Genomic DNA, 23,897 nt, shown 5'->3' with positions numbered 1-23,897 from the left:
CTCACGACCCACCCACCCAGGCCGGGCGAAATTCGGTTGCGGGTGGGGCGGATTGACGTAATCTCCGGGGCCGGAAGTCCGCTCTCACGCCTAGGAGTCACGTGCCGTCTCTCGTCGAGAACCTGATCATCGACTGCGCCGACCCGTACGAGCTGGCCCAGTTCTGGAGCGAGGTCGTCGGCAAGCCGGTCGACGACGAGGACGAGCCCGGCGACCCGGAGGTGCTGGTCCCGCTCGGGAACGGCATCCGGCTGTTCTTCAACCAGGTTCCCGAGGTCAAGACGATCAAGAACCGGCTCCACCTCTGTCTCGTGCCCGATGTACCGCGTGACGTCGAGGTCGAGCGCCTGCTCAAGCTCGGCGCGACGCTGCTCGACGACCGCCGCAGGCCCGACGGCAAGGGCTGGGCCGTGCTCGGTGACCTCGAGGGCAACGAGTTCTGCATCCTCCGCAGCGCCGCCGAGAAGGCAGCCACGGGCGACTGACCCGACCTAGACCTAGACGCGGACCGGGCCGCCGTGCGAGTCGAGGTGGTACGGCCGCATTTCCCGGCCACCACCGCGATAGACGTGCACGCTGACAGCGGTGTCCGGCCCTTCGTTGCGCACCTCGTGCACATACCCGGGCCCGAACACCCGCGACTGCCCCGCGACCAGCGCGTGCCGCTCGGTCACCGCCCGCCCGTCCGGCGCGCGACGGGCCACCGTCTCGCTCAACTGGCCGCTGACGACGGTGAACGCGCCGGCGCTGAACGCATGGTCGTGCAGGTCGGTGTGCTGCCCCGGGAGCCAGCTCATCAGCCACACTTCCTGCTGCTCATCGCTTTCGATGAGCGCCGAAAAGCGCTGGTCAGGGTCGTACCGGAGCAGGTGGCGCCAGCTGTCGCGATCCGCCGCGAACTCGATCGCGACGCGGACGGGATGACGCAGGGCCGGGTTTTCGGCGACAACAAGCGTGTTGTCAGGAACGGCGAACATGGTTTTCCTCAGTGGAATGGGGGGTTGCCTACAGGGTCAGGGCTGGGTTCACCGACAACAGAGGCACAGCGCACACGAAACCGGGCTCAGGTCCATGAGACCCGGCCACACGGTCATTCGTCGCGCCAACATGCCGTCAAGCGAACCAGCCACCCCCACCCGCGTCAACCCGTCCCACCCTCTGGGCAAGTGGCATGAACGGACCTTTCATCTCAATTTTCGAGATGAAAGGTCCGTTCATGCCACTTTGCAGCCGCTAGGACCACTCGTGTTTTTGGGAGCGGCCCAGGAGTTCGGCACCGGCCTTGCGCGGGTCGACGCCCTCGTGGCAGACGCGGAACATCGCGTCGGTGATCGGCATGTCCACGCCGAGGCTCATCGCCAGCTCCCGGATCGACTGGCACGACATCACGCCCTCCGCGACCTGCCCGCCACCGGCGAGCTGCGCCTGCTCGACGGTTTCGCCGCGCCCGAGGTGCTCACCGAAGGTCCGGTTGCGCGACAACGGCGACGAGCACGTGGCCACCAAGTCGCCAACTCCCGCCAGCCCGGCGAACGTCAGCGGGTCGGCACCGAGCTTCGTCCCCAGCCGGGCCATCTCCGCGAGCCCGCGGGTGATGAGCGTCGCCATCGTGTTGGTGCCCAGCCCGAGCCCCGCCGCCATGCCACAGCTCAGCGCGATGACGTTCTTGCACGCCCCGCCGAGTTCGCACCCGATGACGTCGGTGTTCGTGTACGGCCGGAAGTACTGGTTGAAGCTCGCCTTCTGGATCGCCACCGCGCGCTCGTGGTCGGCGCAGGCGATCACCGCCGCCGACGGCTGGCTCTGCGCGATCTCCCGGGCCAGGTTCGGCCCCGAGACCACCACGACCTCACCGTCCCGGACCTCGGCGATCTCGGTGATGACCTCGCTCATCCGCTTCAGCGTCCCGAGCTCGACCCCCTTGGCCAGGCTGACCAGGATCGCCTCGGGCGGCAGCATCCCGCGCCACTCGGTCAGGTTCGCGCGCAGGCTTTGGCTCGGCACGGCCAGTACCACCGCCTGGGCGCCGGCCAGCGCGGCCCGGGGATCGGCCGTCGCGGTGATCCGGCCGGGCAGCGCGACGCCGGGCAGGTACGAGTTGTTCGTGTTCGCCGAGGTGATCTCCTCGGCGACCTCGGGGCGGCGGGCCCACATCGTCACGTCACGGCCGGCGTCGCCGAGCACCTTGGCGAACGCCGTGCCCCACGAACCCGCCCCGAGGACGGTGATGCGCTGCACGTCTTCCCGGACCACCGTCATGAATTTTCCTCTGTCGTGTTCTTCTTCGGCGGTTGCTCCTGGCGGATCTCGCCCAGCAGCGCGGTCACTTCGGCCATCATGAGTTCGGTCACCTCGCGCAGTACCGACGCGCTCTTCGTCGACGCGCCGCGGTAGCCCGAAAGGTCGATCCGCTGACCGACCTTGTGCGTCACGGTGCGGCGCGGGAACGGCCGGAGCTTCTTGGTGTAGCCGTTGAAGATGTAGTTGGTGCCCCAGCGGGCGATCGGGATCACCGGGACGTCGTTCTCGATCGCGAGGCGCGCGGCCCCGGTGTACGAGCGCTTCGGCCAGCCCTCCGGATCCCTGGTGATGGTGCCCTCGGGGTAGATGACGACGATCTTGCCCTCTTGGAGCGCCTGGTGCGCGGCGCGCAGGCTGTCGCCGGCCGCGGTGGTGCCGCGGTACACCGGGATGCCGCCCGAGCCGATGAAGATCTTGCCGAACACCGGGGCCTTGGCGACGGCTTCCTTCGCGAGGAACCGCGGGACCCGCTTCTGCCGGTGCACGAACACGGCGTCGACGGCCGGGTCCATATGCGAGACGTGGTTCAGCACGAGCAGCGCCGCGCCTTCCCGCGGGATGCGCTCGGCATTGAGGTAGACCCGGCGGCCGAGCATGGTCGCCGGGTAGAACATCGCTGCGGCGGCGCCAACCCAAAAGCCGCCCTTCTCACGCCGGGCCACGACTCCTCCTCGGATGTTCGTCACGAATCCCGCCCTGATCCTGCCGCGCGCCCACGGCGGTGGTCCAGGAAGGGTGACCTCGCTCCGCCACGTCCGCGCGAATTCGGCAATGATGGTGAGGTGGCTCCTCCCGTGGACCTGATCGTCCCCATGAAACCCCCGCGCGTGGGCAAGTCCCGGCTGCGCGGTGCGCTGGCCTATCCGGATGACGACGCGAGACATGCCGAGCTCGTCCTGGCGCTGGCGTCCGACACGCTGTCCGCGGTGACCTCGGCCACCGGCGTGCGCCGCGTGCTCGTGGTCGCCACCGACCCGGAAACGCTCGACGACCTGCGGCTGTTCGGGGTCGAGATCATCCGCGAACCGCCTGGCGCGCATGGATTGAACGCCGCGTTACGGCACGGCGAGTCCGTGCTCCGGCGCGACGACGCCATGTCGACGGTCGGCGCGCTCCAGGCCGATCTGCCCGCTCTGCGTTCCGCGGATCTGACAGCCGCGCTCGCCGAAGCGGCCGGCCGCCGGGCCTTCACCGCCGACAGGCAGGGCACCGGCACGACCCTGTTGCTGTCGGCGCCAGGCGGCCCGCTCGACCCGCGATTCGGCGTCGGTTCGGCGTTCGCGCACACCCAATCGGGTGCTGTTCCGCTCCAGCTCGAAGTGGAGTCACTGCGTAGCGATGTGGACACATCGGGCGATCTGATCCACGCGTGCTCGATCGGTGTCGGAAAACACACCGCGGTGATCTTGGGCGCCCGCTGTTTACCACTTTAACCAAGGACGAACAGGAGTTCACCCGCACGTCGAATTCAGGTGTGCGCATCGGGGCCCCAAGTGGTGAACAATGGGCCTCGTGAGCAACGACGAAGGCACTACACCGGCGACAGCGGATTCCGCCAAGGACGGCTCGGCTTCCGCGCCGCGACGACGGGCCAAGACCCCCGCCGCGGCGAAGGCCCCTGCCGCCAAAACCAAGACGGCCTCGGCGTCCAACGGCTCGAAGCGGGTTCCTCCCGTGAAGAACCGGGCGACCCGTGGTGGTTCGGCGAGCCGCCCGGTGCAGGACTTCCACGCCGTCCCGTCCGCTCCGCCCGCTGTCACGCCGACGTCGACGATGCCCGCGCAGACGCTGCCCGACGACAGATACTTCAACCGGGAACTGTCCTGGCAGGATTTCAACGCCCGCGTGCTCGCGCTGGCCGAGGACGAGTCCCAGCCGCTGCTGGAGCGGGCCAAGTTCCTCGCCATCTTCGCGTCCAATTTGGACGAGTTCTACATGGTCCGGGTCGCCGGGCTGAAGCGCCGCGACGAGACCGGGCTTTCGGTCCGCAGCGCGGACGGCCTAACGCCCCGGGAGCAGTTGGCCTACATCGCCAAGCGCAACCAGGACCTCGTCGAGCGGCAGACCGGCGCGTTCGAGCTGCACCTGCGCCCGCAGCTCGCCGAGGAGAACATCCGGATCGTCGGCTGGGCCGATCTCACTGGTCAAGACCAATTGCGGTTGTCCAACTACTTCAGCGAGCAGATCTTCCCGGTGCTCACGCCGCTCGCCGTCGACCCGGCTCACCCGTTCCCGTACATCTCCGGGCTCTCGCTCAACCTCGCGGTGACCGTTCGCGACCCCGAGGGCGGCACCGAGCGGTTCGCCCGTGTCAAGGTGCCGAACAACGTGCACCGGCTGATCCGCATCGAACAGCAGCGCGAAAACCGGACGGCGACCTTCATCCCGCTCGAGGAACTGATCTCCGCGCATCTCGGCGAGCTGTTCACCGGTATGGAGGTGATCGAGCACCACGTGTTCCGAGTCACCCGGAACGCCGACTTCGAGGTCGAAGAAGACCGCGACGAGGACCTGTTGCAGGCCCTCGAGCGCGAGCTCGCCCGCCGCCGCTTCGGGCCGCCGGTGCGGCTGGAAGTCGCGCAGGACATGAGCGAGCACATGCTGGAGCTGCTGCTGCGTGAGCTGGAGGTGGACCCGCACGACGTCGTCGAGGTGCCGGGGCTCATCGACCTGACCTGCCTGCACCAGCTGTCCAGTGTGGACAGAAAGGAACTGAAGGACCGCCCTTTCGTGCCCGCGACGCATCCGGCGTTCGGCGAGCGCGAGACGCCGAAGAGCGTGTTCGCGACACTTCGCGAGGGTGACGTCCTGGTCCACCACCCGTACGACTCGTTCTCCACGAGCGTGCAGCGGTTCATCGAGCAGGCCGCGGCCGACCCGAAGGTACTGGCGATCAAGCAGACGCTGTACCGCACCTCGGGTGATTCGCCGATCGTCGACGCGCTGATCGACGCGGCCGAAGCGGGCAAGCAGGTCGTCGCGCTGGTCGAGATCAAGGCGAGGTTCGACGAACAGGCCAACATCACCTGGGCGCGGACACTGGAGCGCGCCGGGGTGCACGTCGTCTACGGCTTGGTGGGCCTCAAAACGCACTGCAAGGTGTCGATGGTCATCCGCCAGGAGGGCACCACACTCCGCCGCTACTGCCACATCGGCACCGGCAACTACAACCCGAAGACGGCGCGGCTCTACGAGGACATGGGCCTGCTGACCGCCGACCCGACGATCGGCGCGGACCTCACCGACCTGTTCAACGTGCTCACCGGTTACTCACGGCAGGACACCTACCGCAACATCCTCACCTCGCCGCACGGCATCCGGCGGGGCATCCTGCGCAGCATCGGCGAAGAGATCGAACTGTCCAGGGCGGGCCAGCAGGCCGGCATCCGGATCAAGTGCAACTCGCTGGTGGACGAGCAGATCATCGACGCGCTCTATCACGCGTCGCAGGCCGGTGTGCCGGTCGAGGTGATCGTGCGCGGTATCTGCGCGCTGAAGCCGGGCGTCGAAGGACTGAGCGAGAACATCAAGGTGCGCTCGATCCTCGGCCGTTTCCTCGAGCACTCCCGGGTCTTCCACTTCCGCGCCGGCAACACCTACTGGATCGGCAGCGCGGACATGATGCACCGCAACCTCGACAGGCGCATCGAAGCGCTCGTGCGGGTCAAGGACCCGAAGCTCACCGCGCAGCTCGACGACGTCCTCGATTCGGCGATGCACCCGAACACGCGGTGCTGGGAACTCAACGCCAGCGGCGAATGGGCCCCGGCACCCGCCGACGGCTCGCAGGTCCGTGATCACCAGGCGGAACTGACCGTGCAGCACGGAGCAAACGGGTGAGTGATCGGGAAATCCGGGCCGCCGGCGCCGTGTTGTGGCGCGGGACGGGCGAGACGCTGCGGATAGCGCTCGTCCACCGGCCGCGTTACGACGACTGGTCGCTGCCCAAGGGCAAGGTCGATCCCGGCGAGACCATCGCCGCGACAGCGGTGCGCGAGATCCTGGAGGAGACCGGTTTCCACGCGATCCTCGGCCGTCATCTCGCGAAGGTCGGCTACGAGGTGGCCAACCGGGGCGGTGAAGGCATGGTCGACAAGACCGTCGACTACTTCAGCGCGCAGGCCGTCGGCGGCGAGTTCGCCGTCAACGACGAAGTGGACGAACTGCGCTGGGTCGACGCCGTCGAGGCCGAGGGACTGCTGACCCGGCACGGCGACGTCGACGTGGTCCGGACCTTTTACGCGCTGCCCGCCGAGCTGGCCAAGGTGCTGCTCGTGCGCCACGCGAAGGCAGGCAAGCGCGACGAGTGGAGCGGCGACGACGACCTCCGCCCGCTCGCCGCCACGGGGTTGCGCCAGGCCGAGGCGCTGCGGGCGCTGCTGCCGGCGTTCGGCGTCGACAGGGTGCTCTCCGCGCCACGGCTGCGATGCGTGAAGACGGTCCAAGGTGTCGCCGACGATCTGGGCATCGAGGTCCGGCACGAGCCGTTGCTGTCGGAGGAGGGCTACTGGCCGGACCCGGTGCTCGCCCTCGCGCGCCTGCTCGCCATCGCCGGCGACGGCGGCACTCCGGTGGTGTGCAGCCAGGGCGGGGTCATCCCGGACGCCATCAGCGCGCTCGCCGACCGCGACGGTGTCGAGATCACCGCGTCGAAGCGCGGGGCGCTGCCGAGCAAGAAGGGCTCGCTGTGGGTCCTCTCGTTCCTCCCTGCCGCCGGCAACGACAGCCCGAAACTCGTCGCGGCGGACTACTTCGCCAGCGCCCTCCCCCTCCCCGAACCCGCCCGCCCCTGACCCTGACCCACACCCGTTCAGCGGGCGAAAGGCAGTCAGTCACGTGACAGTGGGCTGACAGTGCTCGCTGATCTACTAGTCCGGTACACGCGTTTCGAGGGGATGCGCCGGTCTAGGGGTGCGGCGCATCCCCTCCGACGCCTGTGCGGACCGGGGAAGGTCAGGAGCTCGCGGGCAGCGTCGCCAGCAGAGCCCGAATATCAGCGGTACGGGGGTCGCCGAGGCGTTCGCTCACGTCCAGCGCCTCGGCCCAGTGCGTCGCCGCCTCGGCGTACTGGGACAATTCGGCCTTCAGCCGTCCCATGTTGATGAGCACGTCGATGGTCGCGTGATCGGCGCCGAGTTCGCCGAGCAGCGCCATCGCGTGCTCGAACTTCTCCTGTGCCTCGGCGTAGCGGCCCGATCCGGTGAGTGCCTCGCCGAGGTTGTCCAGCGCGAGCGCGGAATGGTAGCGGTCGCCCTGCTCGTGGAAAGCGCCATAAGCGGCAAGTCCGTGTTCGACGGCTTCGTCGAATTTCCCCATCCCGATACAGCTCGCGCAGACGTTGAGCAATGCGTGCGGGATATACGGCGCCTGGCCGGTCGCCCGTGCGGTGTGCGCGGCTTCCAGGCCGTGTTGATAAGCCTTCTCGTATTCCTTGCCGAGATAATAGCTCCCGGCGAGATTGCTGAGGATGGCGACGGTGACGACGCTCCCTCCCGTTTCGACCGACACTTTCCGCGCTTCTTCCAACGCCGCCAATGCCTCGTCGCTGCGCCAGCCGCGTAAATGCGCCGAGCCCAGGTTGTTCGCCGCGTATTGCAGTCCCAGCAGGTCACCGGCCGAACGGGTGGCGCGGACCGCGGCCGCGGCGGTGCCGACCCACTCGTCCTGGTCGTGGCGTTCGGCGAAAAGCCCGCGCAGGAGCCAGGCGAGAGTCCACGCGTGCGTCGCCCAGCCGTGCCGTTCGGCCGCGGACACCAAGGCGACCAGGTTCGCCCGTTCCGCGACGTACCAGGTCGTCGTCGCGTCGTGATCGGAAAAGCGCATCTCCGGGCCGGCGGACTCCGGCACGACGACGTCTTCGGTCAGGAGATCGGGCCGGACCCAGTTGTTCGCCTCGGCCACCGTCCGGAGGTACCAGTCGAGCAGGCGCCGCAACGAAGCTTCGCGTTCGGGTTCGGCGTGCTCGAGCTCCACCCGTTCCACCGCGTAGACCCGCAGCAGGTCGTGGAACTGGTAGCGATCGGCGCGCGGCTGGTTGAGCAGATGCGCGGAAGCCAGCTGGTCCAACAGCTCCCTGGCCTCGCGCACGGTCGTGTCCCCCAGCACCGCCGCCGTCGGCAGGCTGATGTCCACGCCCGGATGCAGGCTCAGCAGCCGGAACAGGCGCGCGGCCGCCGGGCGCAAGGCGTTGTAGGACCACGAGAACGCGGCGCGAAGATCGGTTCCGGCGTCCTGGGGGTCGCGCAGCGCGTCGAGGCGGACACGCTGGTCGCGCAGCTCGTCGACGATCCCGGCGATCGACAGATCGGAGAACCGGGACGCGCGTTCGCCCGCGAGTGCGAGCGCCAACGGCAGCCGCCCGCACAACTCGGCCAGCTCTTCGACGGCTTCGGGTTCGGCCTGAAGCCGGGCGTAGCCGACACTTCCGGCGAGCAGCGCTGTCGCGTCGCGCTTGTCGAACGATCTCAGGGCGAGCCGCTTTGCCCCCTCACGGGCCACCAGACCGCGTAACTGGTTGCGGCTGGTCACCACGACCAGGTTCCCCGATCCGGGCAGCAGCGGGCGAACCTGGTTGGCGTCGTGGGCGTTGTCGAGCAGGATCAGCATCCGCGCCCCGGCCAGCCTGCTGCGGAGCATCGCCGATCGTTCCTCCACTGTGGAGGGAATGCCGTCGGCGAGCACACCGACCGAACGCAGGATCCGCGCCAGTGCGCCATCCGGGGTCACCGGGGTCCCGGCGGAGTGTCCGCGCAGGTCCAGAAACAGCTGACCGTCGGGGAACCGGTCCCGCACCCGGTGCGACCAGTGCACTGCCAGCGAGGTCTTGCCGACGCCCGCGGTGCCCTCGATCACCGCGATCGAGGTGAAACTGCCCTGCTGTCCGGCGAGGAATCCGTCCAGCTGGGCGATCTCCGCGTCCCGGCCGGTGAAGGCGGCGACGTCGAAGGGAAGCTGTCTCGGCACCTGCACGGCCATCGGCGCGGGCTGTTGTTCCTGTTCCACGTCCGAAGACAGCAGCTCGGCGTGCAGCCCGCGCAGACGCGCACCCGGCTCCACCCCCAGTTCCTCGGCGAGGAGCTCACGGAGTTTCGCGTAGCGCGCGAGCGCCTCGGCGCGGCGGCCCGACCGGGCGAGCACCCGGACCAGGCGCTCCCACAACGATTCCCGCAGCGGATGCTGGGCGACCAGATCGGTGAGTTCCGCCGCGAGCTCGGAATCCGGCACGATCCCCGCGTCCAGGTCGATCCGCCGTTCCGCGGCGAACAGGTACCGCTCGGTCAGCAGCGGAGCCCAATCCTCGGTCAGCGCCGGTGATCCGACGCCCTCCAACGGTGCCCCGCCCCAAAGCTTGATCGCTTCGGCGAGCATGCCGCGCTCGGACTCGGGGTCGCCCTGTTCCGCGGCGACGTCGAGAAGCCGGAGGAACCGCAACGCGTCCACCGCCAGCGGATCCACCGCCAGCCGGTATCCGTCGGGTTCGGTCATCACGACTTCTTCGCCCAGATGGCGGCGTAAGCGCATCACATAGGTCTGCAGGCTCCCGCGGATCCGCTCCGGCAGTTCCTCACCCCAGACGCACCTGGCCAGCGCGTCCACGGATACCAGGCGCCCGGCGGAAAGGGCCAGTGTGCCGAGTAGAGCCCGTTGGCGGCTGCTGGTCAGGGAAAGGGTGCGGTCGTCCACGGAAACCCGGAAGGGGCCGAGAAGGCGGATGTCGATGGTTGCTGCCCCTCCATATGTTCGCGGTGTCCGCGGTCCTTGCGCAGGCAGCGTCGCACCACCGCGGCGCCCGCTCAAGTCCGTAACACAAATTACTGTGCGCCCTTGGCGGAACCGGACACCGGGGACCGGCCCCGAAACGAGCGGCAGGGCCCCGCGCTCAGCGCGGGGCCCTGCCGGCAAATCGCTCGTAGAGCGGTTACTACTTCTTCTTCGCCGCGGCGGTGGTCTTCTTACGGACCGGCGCCTTCGCGGCGGGTGCCTTGGCAGCGGCCTTCGGCGCGGCCTTGGCGGCGGCCGGCTTCTTGGCAGCGGTCGCCTTGACGGCGGTCGCCTTCGGGGCGGCCTTGGCAGCCGTGGCCTTGGAAGCGGTCGCCCTGGCGGTGGCGGGCTTCGCGGCGGCGGCCTTGGTGGTGGTCGCCTTGGTGGCGGTCGCCTTGGTGGTGGTCGCGCGCGGCGTCCGCGTGGTGGTGCTGCGAGTCGCGGTCGGGCGGCTGGCGGCCGCCTTCGTGGCGGTGGTGCGCGTGGTCGTGCGAGCGGCGGCCGGCTTCGCGGCGGCGGCGGTGGCCGTCGCGCGCTTCACCACGGTGGCCTTGGCGAGCTTCTTCGCGCCACTCACAACGTCCTTGAAGGTCGTGCCGGCGCGGAACGCGGGCACGTTGGTCTTCTTGACGCGCACGGTCTCGCCGGTACGCGGGTTCCGAGCGGTGCGGGCGGCGCGGGCGCGCTTCTCGAACACACCGAAGCCGGTGATGTTCACCTTTTCGCCCTTGTTGACCGTGCGGATGATGATGTCGACGAGGCCGTCGACAGCCTCAGACGCAACCTTCTTGTCGCCCAAACGCTCGGAGAGCGCCTCGATGAGCTGAGCCTTGTTGGCCATTCCCGTCCTCCAAGAAGAACTACATGTACACGGCCACGTCGGCCGACTAGTCGCACACGGTATTACCAATGCAGCACAAATTCCAAACGGCGCGCGGAAATTTCCCTTATCTCGAGGGCGATTCCGCCTCTTGAGGGACCCCTTCCGGGTCTCCAGAGGTACCGTTCGGTGCTGTTTCAGGGGTTCCTGACGGGGTACCGATTCCCTTGCTGAGCAGGGAATTCTTCCCCTACGGGGCAGCCAATGGGGTGGTCACAGGCTTCCAGCTGGGACGGGCTGCCTCAAATGAATCGATCTTTGCGGCGTGTCGGAGCGTCAGGGCGACGTCGTCGAGCCCTTCGAGGAGCCGCCAGCGGGTGTAGTCGTCGATCGAGAAGGGCGCGACGAAGTCCTTGGCTCGTACCGTCTTCGACTCGAGGTCGACAGTCACCTCGGTACCGGGGTCGTTCTCGAGGACCTTCCACAGCTGCTCGACGTCGGCCTGCTCGCACTGGGCCGCCAGCAGTCCCTGCTTGCCGGAGTTGCCCCGGAAGATGTCGGCGAAGCGGGCGGAGATGACCGCGCGGAAGCCGTAGTTCATCAAGGCCCAGACGGCGTGCTCCCGTGAGGAACCGGTCCCGAAGTCGGGGCCCGCGACCAGGACACTGCCCTGGCGGAAGGGCTCCTGGTTGAGGATGAAGTGCTCGTCACCCCGCCAGGCGGCGAAGAGCCCGTCCTCGAAACCGGTGCGGCTTACGCGCTTCAGGTAGACCGCCGGGATGATCTGGTCAGTGTCCACGTTGGACCGGCGCAGGGGCACGCCGACGCCGGTGTGGGTGGTGAAGGGATCCATCAGTGGTGCTCCTACTCAGATCAGGTCTGCGGGCGAGGAAAGGGTGCCGCGCACGGCTGTCGCGGCGGCCACGAGCGGGGAGACGAGGTGCGTCCGGCCGCCCTTGCCCTGCCTGCCCTCGAAGTTGCGGTTGGAGGTCGACGCGCTGCGCTCACCCGGCTTGAGCTGGTCGGGGTTCATCCCGAGGCACATCGAGCACCCGGCCTGGCGCCACTCGGCACCGGCGTCGGTGAAGATCTTGTTGAGGCCCTCGGCTTCCGCCGCCTGGCGGACCCGCATCGAGCCCGGAACCACCAGCATCCGCACGGAATCGGCGACGTGGTGCCCGCGCAGGACGTCCGCGGCGGCCCGGAGGTCCTCGATCCGGCCGTTGGTGCAGGAGCCGAGGAAGACGGTGTCCACGGCGATCTCACGCAGCGGCGTACCCGGGGCCAGGTCCATATAGGACAGGGCCTTCTCCGCGGCGAAGCGCTCGTTCTCGTCGGCGATGAGCTCGGGGTCGGGCACGCTGGCGCTCAACGGCAGGCCCTGTCCCGGGTTGGTGCCCCAGGTCACGAACGGGGTGAGTTCATTGGCGTCGAGGCGGACTTCGGCGTCGAAGACGGCGTCGTCGTCGGTGCGGAGTTCCCGCCAGTTCTCGACCGCGGCGTCCCAATCGGCGCCCTTCGGCGCGTGCGGACGGCCCTGGAGGTACTCGAAGGTGGTCTCGTCCGGCGCGATCAAACCCGCACGGGCGCCCGCTTCGATGGACATGTTGCAGACCGTCATGCGGGCTTCCATCGACAGTGCCTCGATCGCGCTGCCGCGGTACTCGAGGATGTAACCCTGGCCACCGCCCGTGCCGATCTTCGCGATCACCGCGAGGATGATGTCCTTCGCGGTCACGCCCGGTCCGAGGTCACCGTCGACCGTGATCGACATCGTCTTGAATGGACGGAGCGGCAGGGTCTGGGTCGCCATCACGTGTTCGACCTCGGAAGTGCCGATACCGAACGCGATCGCGCCGAAAGCGCCGTGGGTGGAGGTGTGGCTGTCGCCGCACACCACGGTCATTCCGGGCTGTGTCAGGCCGAGCTGCGGGCCGATGACGTGCACGATGCCCTGCTCGTCGTCACCCATCGGGTGCAGGCGGACACCGAACTCCTTGCAGTTGCTGCGAAGGGTGTCGACCTGGGTGCGAGACACCAGGTCGGCGATCGGCTGATCGATGTCGATCGTCGGGACGTTGTGGTCCTCGGTGGCGATCGTGAGGTCGGGCCGCCGGAGCGGGCGGCCGGCGAGCCGCAGCCCGTCGAATGCCTGAGGGCTGGTGACTTCGTGCACCAGGTGGAGATCGATGTAGAGCAGGTCCGGTTCGTCGCCTTCGCCTCGATGGACGGTGTGGGACTCCCACACCTTCTCCGCCATCGTGCGGCCCCGCGCGCTGCTGGAACTGGCCATCAGGGCTCCTCCAAGAGGTTGGTGGGAGCAAAAGGAACTCGGCCGTAACCGCCGGGATCGTGCGCCGGACGAGACGGGCTGGGCCCAGGTCGATCCGCGACTCGAGTTCGATTTTCCCAGGATCTGGACTTCCCAAACTTCGGGAAGATAGTATCGCGTCGTGGGACAGCATAGCGGTATCGGAGTCTTGGACAAGGCAGTGGCCGTGCTCCAGGCAGTGGCCGAAGATCCATGTGGCCTCGCGGAACTGTGCACCAGGACAGGTTTGCCGCGAGCCACCGCACACCGGCTGGCGGTGGGCCTCGAAGTGCACAGGCTGCTGCGCCGCGGGCCCGACGGGCGGTGGCGGCCGGGCACGGCGCTGTCGGAATTGGCGGGCGGTTCGACCGACCCGCTGCTCGACGCGGCGGGCTCGATCCTGCCCAAACTGCGTGACATCACCGGGGAAAGCGTTCAGCTGTACCGGCGTGATGGCGTGCAACGGGTCTGCGTCTCGACGGCCGAGCCGCCCAGCGGCCTGCGCGACACCGTGCCTGTCGGGTCGCGGCTGCCGATGACGGCCGGTTCGGGCGCGAAGGTCCTTGCGGCGTGGTCGGATCCGCACACGCAGCGCACGATCCTGACCGACGCGGTCTACGGGGAACGCACGCTGCTCGAGGTCCGTCGCCGTGGCTGGGCCCAAAGTGTGGCCGAGCGCGAGCCCGGAGTGGCGAGTGTCTCAGCGCCCGTCCGGGATTCGTCCGGGACGGTCGTCGCGGCCGTTTCCGTTTCAGGGCCCATAGAGCGCATAGGACGCAAACCCGGGGCCCGCTGGGCCGCCGACCTCCTCGCGGCCGCCGACGCGCTCCAGGAACGCCTGTAGCCCTCTAGAACCCCAGAAACCCCACCAACCTCAGGAGTTCAGAAAAAGCGGTATCAAGGGAGCTTTACTGCCGTTTCGCGGTAGTAAAGCTCCCACGCTCCCGCCGCGCGATAGTAAAGGTCCCACGCTCCCGCCGGACGGCAGTAAAGGTCCCTTGATCCCGCCGCCCGTTAAGCTCCGCGCTGTGACCGTTTCCACTGAGGACATCGTCCGGTACGCGGCGAAACTGCTCTTTCGCGGGACCCGGCTCGACCTCAGCCGGATGTCGGCGGAGCTCGGCATCTCGCGCGCGACGCTGTTCCGCCGCGTCGGAAATCGCGAAGACCTCATGGGCGAAGGCCTCTGGACGCTGTCGGATCGCACGTGGTCACAGGCGATCGGACGCTGGGAAGCCGAGTACGGCGCCGCTTCCCGGACGCCGGACGGGCGGCTGCGCTGCCTCCGGATCATGGAGGACTACCGCCAGGAAGTCGCCGGCAGCGAGGGCATGCGCCAGCTGATCGACGCCGAGCCCGCCGTCGCGCTGCGGGTGCTCACCGATCCGCGCGGCCGCATCCAGCCGCGGCTCGTCGCGTCCCATGTGGATCTCTTCCGGCGGGATGTCGAGGATGCCGGTTTGAAACCCTTGGTGGGCCTGGACGATCTCAGTTTCGCCGTGGTCAGGCTCGGTGAATCGTTCCTGTACGCCGACACACTCGCGGCCCGGACGGTCGATCTTGACGTCGCCACGACGCTGCTCGACGCGCTCGTCGGTGGCGCGCTCGCGTCGAAAGTCGGCTAGCCACAGCGCTTTTCCGCCGGGAATTCCCTCACCCGTTCGGCCGGTTGTGAAACACTTCAGCCAACTGTTTCACTGAGGTCGCGGTCACACTGCGACCGCGTGTCGCAAAGAGCTCCTATCCATCGTTCGGCAGGGTCTGTTCGTCGTGCCCGAAAAAAATGGAGATGGTCATTCATGACAGCACTCGCCAGCCCGTCAATGTTGCCCGGCTCAGGTGAGAAAACCCGCAGGTCGCCCAGGAAATCCTGGCTGACCCGATCCGCCGCGGTGTTCGCCGCGGCGGTCGCCATCGCCGGTGGGACGGTCGCGGCTTCGCCGGCCGCGCTCGCCGCCGACAATCCCTACGAGCGAGGTCCGGCCCCGACCACGTCCAGTATCGAAGCCTCACTCGGAAGCTTCGCCACTTCGACGCAGACCGTTTCCCGGCCCAGTGTTTCGGGCTTCGGCGGCGGCACGATCTATTACCCCACCAGCACATCGGCGGGCACGTTCGGCGCTGTCTCCATCGCGCCGGGCTACACCGCGACGCAGTCGAGCATGGCCTGGCTGGGCCCGCGACTGGCGTCACAGGGTTTCGTGGTCTTCACCATCGACACGAACTCGACGTCCGACCAGCCCGACAGCCGCGGCCGCCAGTTGCTGGCATCGCTGGATTACCTGACCCAGCAGAGTTCGGTGCGCACCCGCATCGACTCGAGCCGGCTCGGCGTCGTCGGGCATTCGATGGGCGGCGGCGGAACACTCGAGGCGGCCCGATCCCGGCCCGCCCTGCAGGCGGCCATTCCGTTGACCGGCTGGAACCTCACGAAGAACTGGTCCAGTGTGCGGGTGCCGACGCTGGTCGTGGGCGCGCAGTCGGACACCGTCGCGCCGGTGTCCTCGCACTCGATCCCGTTCTACACCAGCCTGTCCTCGTCGCTGGACAAGGCATATCTGGAGTTGCGGGGCGCCAGCCACTTCGCCCCGAACTCGTCCAACACGACGATCGCGAAGTACACGATTTCGTGGTTGAAGCGTTTCATCGACAACGACACCCGCTACGAACAGTTCCTCTGCCCGCTCCCCCGGACGAGCACGACCATCTCCGACTACCGCGGAAACTGCCCGCACACCTCCTGATCCACCGCTGACACGTGCCTCGCCGTTCCGCTCGGACGGCGAGGCACTGTGTCGTAACGGATCTACGGCGCCGCCGCCAACGCGTCGACGAGCGGCAGTGGCGCGTTCCGGCGCCGGAGCCCGAAAGCGATCACGATCGCGGCGAGCCCGGCCGCGACAACCGGGACGAGCAACGCCGCACGGAACGCCCCGAGCCACGCCTCCGCCGACCCGCCCTCGCCGAGGACCGCGACATGGACCGCTGTGACCACGGAAAGTCCCAGTGCCGCGCCGAATTGGAACGACGTGTTCAGCAAGCCGCCGGCGAGGCCTTGCTCCGCTTCGGCGACGCCGTCGGTCGCGACAATGGTGAGCGGGCCGTAAGCCAGCGCGAAAGCCAAGCCCAGCACGATCATGGTCGGGAACATCGCGCCGTACGCCCAGTCGACGTCGGCGGGAAGGAACAGTGCGTAGGCAACGGCCGCGAGCACCAGTCCGCCGAAAGTCACCCGCCCGGTGCCGAACCGGTTCACGAGCCACGGCGTGAGTGTCGGCGCGAGAACGGCGTCAGCGCCGACAGCGAGCAGCGCGAGCGCGGTCTCGAGTGTCGACCAGCCGCGCAACTCCTGGAGATACAGCGTCGCCAGGAACTGGAACCCGAAGAACGAACCGGCGAACAGCAGCGCGCCGAGGTTGGCCCGCACCAACGGCCCCGAACGCAGGATCCCCAGGCGCACCAACGGAGCGGCCGATCTCCGTTCGATGGCCACGAACGCGGCCAGCAACAGCAGCCCGGCGACGAACGACGACAACGTCCAGTCCCAGCCCTGACCCGGATGTTCCAGCCGGACCACGGTGTACGCCAGGAGAAGCATCGCGCCGGTCACCGTGGTCGCCCCGGCGATGTCGGTGCCGCCGGGAACCCGCGCCGGGCGGCCGTCGTCCTCGATCAGGGGAACGGCGGCGATCAGCAGCACCACGGAAAGCGACACCGGCGCGAAGAACACCCAGCGCCAGTCGATCGCGGTGAGCACCCCGCCGATGACGAGCCCGAGCGAAAAGCCCGCCGCGCCCGTCCCGGCGTAAACCAGCAAGGCCTTGTTGCGTTGTGGCCCTTCGGCGAACTTCGTGGTGATGATCGAAAGTCCCGCCGGCGTCAGGAATCCGGCCGCCACCCCGGTGACGAACCGCGCGAGCAGCAACATCCAGCCCTCGGTCGCGAACCCGCCCAAACCGGAGAACAGCAGGAAGACGACCAGCCAGAGCAGGAACATCCTTCGCCTGCCGAACAAATCCGCCGCCCGGCCGCCCAGCAACATGAAACCGCCGTAGCCGAGCACATACGCGCTCACCACTCCGCTGAGCATCGCGGTGGACAAACCAAGATCAGCGCGGATCGACGGCAGCGCCACGTTCACCATCGCGACGTCGATCCCTTCGAGAAAGATCGCGCCGCACAGCACGAAAAGCACACCCCAAGCGCGCCCGTTCATCAACGGCTCCTCAGAAAAGTCGGTTACCCCCATGAGGGTCGGTTCCCTCTTGTAACCGTTCGTATACTGCGGCAATATCGATGAGCGTGGAAGAAGGCACTTTGAACTCACCGACGCACTGTGAAATAACCGAGGACGAGTACGACATCCTCCAGTGGGACACGCGGGAGGATTGCGAGGTCCGCCAGATCCTCGACCGCATCGCGGACAAGTGGTCGCTGCTGGTGATTTCGCATCTCGCGCTGAGCACCCTGCGCTTCACCGAACTGCGCCGGAAGATCGACGGCATCAGCCAGCGCATGCTCACCACCACCCTGCGGCACCTGGAGCGCGACGGCCTGGTCGAGCGCACGGTCCACCCCGTCGTTCCGCCCCGCGTCGAGTACGCGCTGACCCCGCTCGGCGCGACGCTGCTCAAAACCATCCAGAGTCTGGTGTCCTGGACCGAAGAACACCAGAACGAGATCGCCACCGCCCGCGCCCACTACGACGTCCGCGCCGACGCCTGAGCCCTGGACTTCGCCATCTGTCGACAGATGGCGGTGGTTGCGGACCCTGGGTATCGGCGGCAGTTCGGGGGCGATCCGCGGGAGCACCGCGAGATACGCCTCGGGGTCGAGCAGGAAGCCCGAGCCCTCTACAACGCTGACCTTGACGTATTTCATGATCAGCCGAACACGATCTCGGAACCGGCGTCGCGGATGGCCGTCACCACGGCGTCCATAGTGGACTTATAGCCTTCACGGGGGTAAGCGAGTAGCCGCCACGGTCGGAATGGCGAGTCCCGGTGAAAAAGTCGTACGCATCACTCACCATGCGAGTGGCGATTTCCCAGAGGACTCACGTATCGCGAATCGCGGCGCGGTACTCACAAGTCGATCCCCGCCGTCGAAAGAATTCGGCAAGACAAAACGCCGACCCGCTATGCGGACCGGCGCTCTTGCTTGTACCCCCGATGGGATTCGAACCCACGCTACCGCCGTGAGAGGGCGGCGTCCTAGGCCGCTAGACGACGGGGGCTAGGATATTCAGTTCTTGTTGTTCTCTGTTGCGAAGAAGAACTTACCAGAGGTAGGTTCACTCTCTGCAGCTGGGGTACCAGGACTCGAACCTAGACTAACTGGACCAGAACCAGTCGTGCTGCCAATTACACCATACCCCAATGTGGTGCTTTCCCAGGACTGGCCCGGCTCAGCACCACTGGATGAAATACTAGAGCACGCGGTTTCACCGGCTGGCAGCGGGGGCCGGACTGCGTCGCTGCGCGGGCACCCCGACCCGGGCGAACTCGGAAACGAGCAGCTCAGGGAGCTCGGTGAGGCCCGAGATGGCGTGGATGTCGGCCGGTGCGGACAGGCCGGTCTCGTCCCGATCGAGCCAGACGGCACCCAGTCCGGCGTCGCGGGCGCCGATGGCGTCGGTGTCGAGCTTGTCGCCGATGTGCACGGTCTCGCTCGGATCACAGCCCAGCGCGAGACAGACTGAGCCGAACATCACCGGGTCCGGTTTGGCTACTCCCAGTTCGCCCGCGATGGCGATGTGGTCGAAGTAGGGCGCCAGGCCGAGATCGGCGAGCTTCTTCCGCTGGTGCGCGCCGGAGGCGTTCGTCACGGCAGCGAGCAGCACGCCTGCGGCCCGTAGCCACTCGAGGCAGGGCAGGACGTCGTCGAACAGCCGCCAGGACGTCGAGAGCAGGTCGAGGCGGCGGCGCTCGAAACCCGCCACGTCCGCGGCGTCGGCGACGACCCCGAGTTCGCCGAGGAAACACTCGGTACGCCGATGGTGCATGGAGGCGTACTCGAGTGTCCCGGCGACGACCATCGCCACGTGCTCTTCGGTGATCAGATCCCAGAGCGGCCACATGTCGGCGCGGCCGGTCAGCGCGTGCAGGGTGCGGCGAATGGCCGCGGTGCAGTCGATCAGCGTGTCGTCAATGTCCAAACACACCAGAGCGAGCTCTGGTGGCGACCACGGATTGGAGCATTCGGGGGCAGCCGGGGCGGCTTGCGAAGGGGACTGGGGGGCAAGCGCGGAATCCACCTTGCGAGGCTAGGTCAACATCGCACTCACCGACTCGTCCAACGAGGTGAATAAGGCGGTACTGTTTCGCCGCCTCAGTACTACTCCCAGTTGGTGGGACGAAACCCAATGGTTACTGGGGGATCCCGCGGCGCAACCGGCCTAAGGAAACCTCGCGTCCGAGCAGTTCCATCGACTCATACAGCGGCGGTGAAACGGTTCGGCCGGTAATCGCGACGCGTACGGGCGCGAAAGCCTTGCGGGGCTTGAGGCCCAGACCGTCCACAAGGGCGTCTTTGAGTGCCTCTTCGATCGCGGACGTCTCCCACTTGGGCAGCGCTTCGAGTGACTCGAGGGCCGAACGCAGCACGGGCTCGGCGTCGGGACCGAGCACCTTGGTGGCCGCATCCTCTTCCGGGGCAAAGGTTTCCTCGTCGACGAACAGGAAACGAAGCATCGCAACGGAATCCGAGAGCACGGTCACGCGCTCCTGCACCAGCGGCGCGATCGCGCGCAGCTTCGACAGCTGCTCCTCGCTGGGCTGTTCAGGCAGAACACCACCGGTGGCGAGATAGGGAATCACGCGCGTCACGAATTCTTCGGCCGGGAGAGCCCGAACGTGGGTTCCGTTGATGGACTCGGCCTTCTTCAGGTCGAATCGTGCGGGATTGGCGCTGACCTTGGCGATGTCGAACGCCGCGATGAGCTCGTCCACGCTGAAGATGTCGTGGTCGTCCGCGATGGACCAGCCCAGCAGCGCCAGGTAGTTGAGCAGGCCCTCGCGGATGAATCCGCGCTCGCGGTAGTTGAAGAGGTTCGAAGAAGGGTCCCGTTTGGACAGTTTCTTGTTGCCCTCGCCGAGCACGTACGGCAAATGGCCGAATTCCGGCGTGAAATCGGTGACGCCGATCCGGCGCAACGCCTGGTAGAGCGCCAATTGACGCGGCGTAGACGGGAGCAGATCCTCGCCGCGCAGCACGTGGGTGATACGCATCAGCGCGTCGTCGACCGGGTTGGTGAGCGTGTACAGCGGCTCGCCGTTGTTGCGCACCAGTACCGGGTCGGGAATCGAACCGGCCGGGAAGCTGATGTCACCGCGGACGAGGTCGGTCCAGGCGAGGTCCTCGGCGGGCATGCGCAGGCGCAGCACCGGCTTGCGGCCCTCGGCGACGAACGCCGCGCGCTGCTCGCCGGTGAGGTCACGGTCGAAGTTGTCGTAGCCGAGTTTCGGGTCCTGCCCGGCGGCCTTGCGACGCGCCTCGACCTCTTCGTTGGTCGAGTAGGCCTCGTACAGCTCGCCGGCCGCGAGCAGCCGGGCGGCGACGTCGGCGTAGATCTCGCGACGCTCGCTCTGCCGGTACGGGCCGTACTCGCCACCCTTTTCCGGGCCCTCGTCCCAGTCGATGCCGAGCCAGCGCAGGCCGTCGAGCAGCTGCTCGTAGGACTCCTGGGAGTCGCGCGCGGCGTCGGTGTCTTCGATCCGGAACACCAGGGTGCCGCCGTGGTGGCGGGCGAAAGCCCAGTTGAACAGGGCCGTGCGGATCAACCCGACATGCGGGGTTCCGGTCGGCGATGGGCAGAAGCGCGCGCGTACACCAGTGGTCTCAGTCATAGCCCGATCAGCGTATCTGGCGGCAAGAAAAGGCAGCGACGCGGAGCGTCTCCTTGAGAGGGCGGGGGCGGGAGACGGGTGGGCTTGACGCACGGGACGGGACGGGTGCATGCTGAATTTATTCAACAATCGATGAAAAAGAGGGGATCACCATGAACGAGCACACGACCTGCGTGATCGCGGGAGGCGGTCCGGCAGGCATGGTTCTGGGGTTGTTGCTGGCACGGGCCGGTGTCGAGGTGACCGTGCTGGAGAAGCACAACGACTTCCTCCGCGACTTCCGCGGCGACACCGTGCACCCGACGACGTTGCAACTGCTCGACGAACTGGGCCTCGGCGAGAAGTTCGCCGCGCTGCCGCAGAGCAGGATCACCAGCATCGGTTTCCCACGCGAAGACAACAAACTGCTCGTGCTGGGCGATCTGGGACGGCTGAAGGTGACCCACCCCTACATCGCGATGGTGCCGCAGTGGGACCTGCTCGACCTGCTCGCGACCGCGGCCAAAGACGAACCGACGTTCACGCTCCGGATGAACACCGAGGTCACGGACCTGCTCCGCGAGGACGGCCGGGTCGCCGGGGTGGCGTACCGCACCGCCGACGGCACGGAAGGCGAACTGCGGGCCGACCTGACAGTGGCGTGCGACGGCCGCTGGTCGATCGCCCGGCGGCTCGCGAACCTGACGCCCAAGGAATACGACGTCCCGTTCGACGCGTGGTGGTTCCGGCTGCCGCGGGAAGAAGGCGACCCGAGCTCGATAACGCCGCAGATGCGGGACAAGCGGTTCGCCATCGCGCTACCGCGGCGCGGCTTCTTCCAGATCGCCTACCTGTCGGCGAAGGGTGACGACGCCGAGCTGCGCGCGGCCGGCGTCGAGAAGTTCCGCGAAGGCATCGCCGCGCTGTACCCGTGGCTCGGCGATCGTGTCGGGAAGCTGGCGTCGATGGACGACGTCAAGCATCTCGACGTCCGGCTGAACCGCCTGCACCGCTGGCACGCCGACGGCCTGCTCTGCATCGGCGACGCCGCGCACGCGATGTCACCGATCGGCGGCGTCGGCATCAACCTGGCGGTACAGGACGCGGTGGCGACGGCACATCTGCTGGCCGGGCGGCTGCGCCGTGGCCGTCCGACGGAGAAGGACCTCGCGAAGGTGCGTACCCGGCGGTTGCTGCCGACCGTACTGGTGCAGGGCATCCAGCGGCTGCTGCACCGGGCGGTGCTGGGGCCGGTGATGCGGGGCGAGCGCAACGGGCCGCCGCCGGTGATGATCAAGCTGCTCGGGCGGTTCCCGGCACTTTCGGCCGTGCCCGCCTACGTGATCGGCGTCGGGCTCCGGCCGGAGCATGCTCCGGAGTTCGCCCGACGCCAGTCGGTTTAGCCCGCCTGAACGGGGTTCGACAAGGTGCCGATGCCCTCGATGGTGATCGACACGTCGTCGCCGTCGTACATCTGACCGACGCCCTCCGGGGTGCCGGTCAGAATCACGTCACCGGGCAGCAGCGTCATCACCCCGGAGATGAACTCGATCAGCTCGGGGATGCCGTGCACGAGGTCGGAGGTCCGGCCGTCCTGCTTGAGTTCGCCGTTGAGCTGCGTGTGCAGCGCGAGATCCGAGGCGTCGATGGACGTCTCGATCCACGGGCCGAGCGGGCAGAACGTGTCGAAACCCTTGGCGCGGCCCCACTGGCCGTCGGACTTCTGCAGGTCACGGGCGCTGACGTCGTTGGCCACGGTGTACCCGAGGACCACGCTCGCGGCACGGGCAGCGGAGACGTTCTTCACCGGCTGGCCGATGACGATGGCCAGTTCACCCTCGAAGTCGACGTGCTCCGAAGCCTTCGGGAGCTTGATGGCCGCGTTGGGCCCGATGACCGACGTCGACGGCTTGATGAAGAGCATCGGGTCGCCCGGGACGGCGTTGCCGAACTCCGCAGCGTGCTTCGCGTAGTTACGGCCGACCGCGATCACCTTCGACGGCAGGATCGGGGCCAGCAACCGCACGTCGGCCAGCGGCCAGCGCTTACCGGTGAAGTTCGGCTGGCCGAAGGGGTGTTCGGCGATCTCCAGTACCTGCATGTCGTCTCCGTCACCTTCGACGGAAGCGAACGCGACACCACCAGGATGAGCAATACGGGCTAGGCGCACGCGGATGAGTCTACGTGCGGCTAACCCGTATTCCTTAGGCGGTCGCCTTGATGCCGGACTTGACCAATTCGTAGGCGGGCAGGTTCTTCTCGAAGAGGTCCTTGCTCAGTGCGCCCACCGAGACGACGACGATTCCGCCACCGGCGGGAACGGCCAGCGCCCGCGCGGGTGAATCCGAACCCTTCACGTACTCGACCTCGGACCCGGACAGCGGTCCGGCGGTGTACTTCTGGTCACGCCCGATCTCGCCGGAAGTGAACTTTTCCAGCGCGGCCTTCGCATCGGTGACGCCGGCGGCCTGCCAAACCCGGATGAAACCGACACTGCCCGCGGGCTTGGCGTCGATCTCGCAGAGCAGCTTGACCCCACCCGTGGTGAAGTCCTGCTCCGCGACGTCCGCCTTCCACTTGTCCGCGGTGGAAAAGGTGACGGGCATCGGACAGGCCGACCCCGGCGGCCCGACCTCGGCGCCGGCTTTGGCGGCTTCCTTGGTGTCCGATCCACAACCGGCCAGTGCCACCGCGGCGAAAGTGAACCCGGCCACTAATGCAACTGATTTGTTCCGCATTGAACAACCCCCTTTTGGTGATTCCCCGACCCAAGATCACCATAGAACATTCGCTATCGGAGGCGCTTTACCGGGGGTGAATGGGGAATGGTTTTAATCGGTTGACATTCTTGTGGTCGTGAGTGCGTAACAGTGTTAGA

At 67.5% G+C, this 23,897-nt stretch carries 21 protein-coding genes and 2 tRNA genes; 9 read left to right on the top strand and 14 right to left on the bottom strand.

The features are described from left to right. The first annotated feature begins 101 nt into the window (after window positions 1-101). Window positions 102-485, top strand: a complete 384-nt coding sequence (locus tag VGP60_RS00680) for a VOC family protein (RefSeq protein WP_327545826.1) — start codon at window positions 102-104, stop codon at window positions 483-485. A 12-nt stretch (window positions 486-497) separates the two neighbouring features. On the opposite strand, the gene VGP60_RS00675 is transcribed toward VGP60_RS00680, so the two are convergent. The 3 genes from VGP60_RS00675 to VGP60_RS00665 all read right to left on the bottom strand — a co-directional run bounded on the left by VGP60_RS00675 (window position 498) and on the right by VGP60_RS00665 (window position 2,963). Then, on the bottom strand, window positions 498-977 hold the full coding sequence (locus tag VGP60_RS00675) for a cysteine dioxygenase family protein (RefSeq protein ID WP_327545825.1): 480 nt from the start codon (window positions 975-977) through the stop codon (window positions 498-500). A gap of 256 nt (window positions 978-1,233) precedes the next feature. After that, window positions 1,234-2,259, bottom strand: coding sequence for an NAD(P)H-dependent glycerol-3-phosphate dehydrogenase (locus VGP60_RS00670; protein WP_327545824.1), 1,026 nt, complete (start codon window positions 2,257-2,259; stop codon window positions 1,234-1,236). After that, window positions 2,256-2,963 carry a lysophospholipid acyltransferase family protein gene (locus VGP60_RS00665; protein WP_327545823.1) on the bottom strand — a complete coding sequence of 236 codons (708 nt, stop codon included), beginning with the start codon at window positions 2,961-2,963 and terminating at the stop codon, window positions 2,256-2,258. Before VGP60_RS00665 ends, VGP60_RS00670 begins: the two co-directional genes overlap by 4 nt. A 150-nt stretch (window positions 2,964-3,113) precedes the next feature. Between VGP60_RS00665 and cofC the strand changes: the two genes are divergently transcribed. From cofC to VGP60_RS00650, 3 genes are all read left to right on the top strand, one after another. Then, complete coding sequence (gene cofC / locus VGP60_RS00660) at window positions 3,114-3,734, top strand: 2-phospho-L-lactate guanylyltransferase (protein ID WP_327545827.1); 621 nt, start codon at window positions 3,114-3,116, stop codon at window positions 3,732-3,734. 79 nt (window positions 3,735-3,813) lie between these two features. After that, the gene (locus VGP60_RS00655; protein ID WP_414640261.1) at window positions 3,814-6,141 is read left to right on the top strand and encodes an RNA degradosome polyphosphate kinase; all 2,328 of its coding nucleotides are present in this window, start codon (window positions 3,814-3,816) and stop codon (window positions 6,139-6,141) included. Further along, a complete protein-coding gene (locus VGP60_RS00650; RefSeq protein ID WP_327545821.1) occupies window positions 6,138-7,094 on the top strand; it encodes an NUDIX hydrolase in 957 nt (318 codons plus the stop codon). Before VGP60_RS00655 ends, VGP60_RS00650 begins: the two co-directional genes overlap by 4 nt. A 160-nt stretch (window positions 7,095-7,254) precedes the next feature. Here VGP60_RS00650 and VGP60_RS00645 read toward each other — a convergent pair whose 3' ends face one another. From VGP60_RS00645 to leuC, 4 genes are all read right to left on the bottom strand, one after another. Beyond that, window positions 7,255-9,984, bottom strand: coding sequence for an AfsR/SARP family transcriptional regulator (locus VGP60_RS00645; RefSeq protein ID WP_327545820.1), 2,730 nt, complete (start codon window positions 9,982-9,984; stop codon window positions 7,255-7,257). 238 nt (window positions 9,985-10,222) lie between these two features. Beyond that, window positions 10,223-10,903, bottom strand: coding sequence for an HU family DNA-binding protein (locus tag VGP60_RS00640; RefSeq protein ID WP_327545819.1), 681 nt, complete (start codon window positions 10,901-10,903; stop codon window positions 10,223-10,225). A 229-nt stretch (window positions 10,904-11,132) separates the two neighbouring features. Beyond that, entirely contained in the window at window positions 11,133-11,735 is a 603-nt protein-coding gene (gene leuD, locus VGP60_RS00635) for a 3-isopropylmalate dehydratase small subunit (RefSeq protein ID WP_327545818.1), read from the bottom strand. Window positions 11,736-11,750: 15 nt separating this feature from the next. Continuing rightward, window positions 11,751-13,175 (bottom strand): 3-isopropylmalate dehydratase large subunit, encoded by a 1,425-nt coding sequence (gene leuC, locus VGP60_RS00630; RefSeq protein WP_327545817.1) that lies wholly within the window; start codon window positions 13,173-13,175, stop codon window positions 11,751-11,753. A 160-nt stretch (window positions 13,176-13,335) separates the two neighbouring features. Here leuC and VGP60_RS00625 point away from each other — a divergent pair, with 160 nt between their 5' ends. The 3 genes from VGP60_RS00625 to VGP60_RS00615 all read left to right on the top strand — a co-directional run bounded on the left by VGP60_RS00625 (window position 13,336) and on the right by VGP60_RS00615 (window position 15,937). Beyond that, on the top strand, window positions 13,336-14,037 hold the full coding sequence (locus VGP60_RS00625; RefSeq protein WP_327545816.1) for an IclR family transcriptional regulator: 702 nt from the start codon (window positions 13,336-13,338) through the stop codon (window positions 14,035-14,037). 184 nt (window positions 14,038-14,221) lie between these two features. After that, window positions 14,222-14,818: a QsdR family transcriptional regulator gene (locus VGP60_RS00620; RefSeq protein WP_327545815.1), complete on the top strand. Its 597-nt coding sequence runs from the start codon at window positions 14,222-14,224 to the stop codon at window positions 14,816-14,818. 174 nt (window positions 14,819-14,992) lie between these two features. After that, window positions 14,993-15,937, top strand: coding sequence for an alpha/beta hydrolase (locus VGP60_RS00615; protein ID WP_327545814.1), 945 nt, complete (start codon window positions 14,993-14,995; stop codon window positions 15,935-15,937). Window positions 15,938-15,999: 62 nt separating this feature from the next. Here the strand turns inward: VGP60_RS00615 and VGP60_RS00610 are convergent, their stop codons facing one another. Continuing rightward, on the bottom strand, window positions 16,000-17,409 hold the full coding sequence (locus VGP60_RS00610; RefSeq protein WP_327545813.1) for an MFS transporter: 1,410 nt from the start codon (window positions 17,407-17,409) through the stop codon (window positions 16,000-16,002). Between the two features lie 80 nt (window positions 17,410-17,489). Between VGP60_RS00610 and VGP60_RS00605 the strand changes: the two genes are divergently transcribed. Continuing rightward, window positions 17,490-17,918 (top strand): helix-turn-helix domain-containing protein, encoded by a 429-nt coding sequence (locus VGP60_RS00605; RefSeq protein WP_327545812.1) that lies wholly within the window; start codon window positions 17,490-17,492, stop codon window positions 17,916-17,918. A gap of 438 nt (window positions 17,919-18,356) precedes the next feature. On the opposite strand, the gene VGP60_RS00600 is transcribed toward VGP60_RS00605, so the two are convergent. The 4 genes from VGP60_RS00600 to gltX all read right to left on the bottom strand — a co-directional run bounded on the left by VGP60_RS00600 (window position 18,357) and on the right by gltX (window position 21,040). Next, window positions 18,357-18,429, bottom strand: a tRNA-Glu gene (locus VGP60_RS00600). A 70-nt stretch (window positions 18,430-18,499) separates the two neighbouring features. Then, window positions 18,500-18,571 (bottom strand) — tRNA-Gln (locus VGP60_RS00595). Window positions 18,572-18,636: 65 nt separating this feature from the next. Further along, a complete protein-coding gene (locus VGP60_RS00590; protein ID WP_327545811.1) occupies window positions 18,637-19,356 on the bottom strand; it encodes an HAD family hydrolase in 720 nt (239 codons plus the stop codon). A 205-nt stretch (window positions 19,357-19,561) separates the two neighbouring features. Then, a complete protein-coding gene (gltX, locus tag VGP60_RS00585) occupies window positions 19,562-21,040 on the bottom strand; it encodes a glutamate--tRNA ligase (protein ID WP_327545810.1) in 1,479 nt (492 codons plus the stop codon). 152 nt (window positions 21,041-21,192) lie between these two features. Between gltX and VGP60_RS00580 the strand changes: the two genes are divergently transcribed. Then, window positions 21,193-22,422 (top strand): FAD-dependent oxidoreductase, encoded by a 1,230-nt coding sequence (locus VGP60_RS00580; protein WP_327545809.1) that lies wholly within the window; start codon window positions 21,193-21,195, stop codon window positions 22,420-22,422. Here the strand turns inward: VGP60_RS00580 and VGP60_RS00575 are convergent. Both VGP60_RS00575 and VGP60_RS00570 read right to left on the bottom strand, forming a co-directional pair. Beyond that, complete coding sequence (locus tag VGP60_RS00575; RefSeq protein WP_327545808.1) at window positions 22,419-23,189, bottom strand: fumarylacetoacetate hydrolase family protein; 771 nt, start codon at window positions 23,187-23,189, stop codon at window positions 22,419-22,421. The two genes, VGP60_RS00580 and VGP60_RS00575, sit on opposite strands and share 4 nt — an antisense overlap. Window positions 23,190-23,223: 34 nt before the next feature. Next, window positions 23,224-23,757, bottom strand: a complete 534-nt coding sequence (locus tag VGP60_RS00570) for a lipoprotein (protein WP_327545807.1) — start codon at window positions 23,755-23,757, stop codon at window positions 23,224-23,226. Window positions 23,758-23,897 lie beyond the last annotated feature (140 nt).

The organism is Amycolatopsis sp., from assembly GCF_036008905.1.
GTDB lineage: Bacteria > Actinomycetota > Actinomycetes > Mycobacteriales > Pseudonocardiaceae > Amycolatopsis.
Note: the sequence above shows the minus strand (reverse complement) of the source record. Positions and strands in the feature narration are given on the sequence as shown.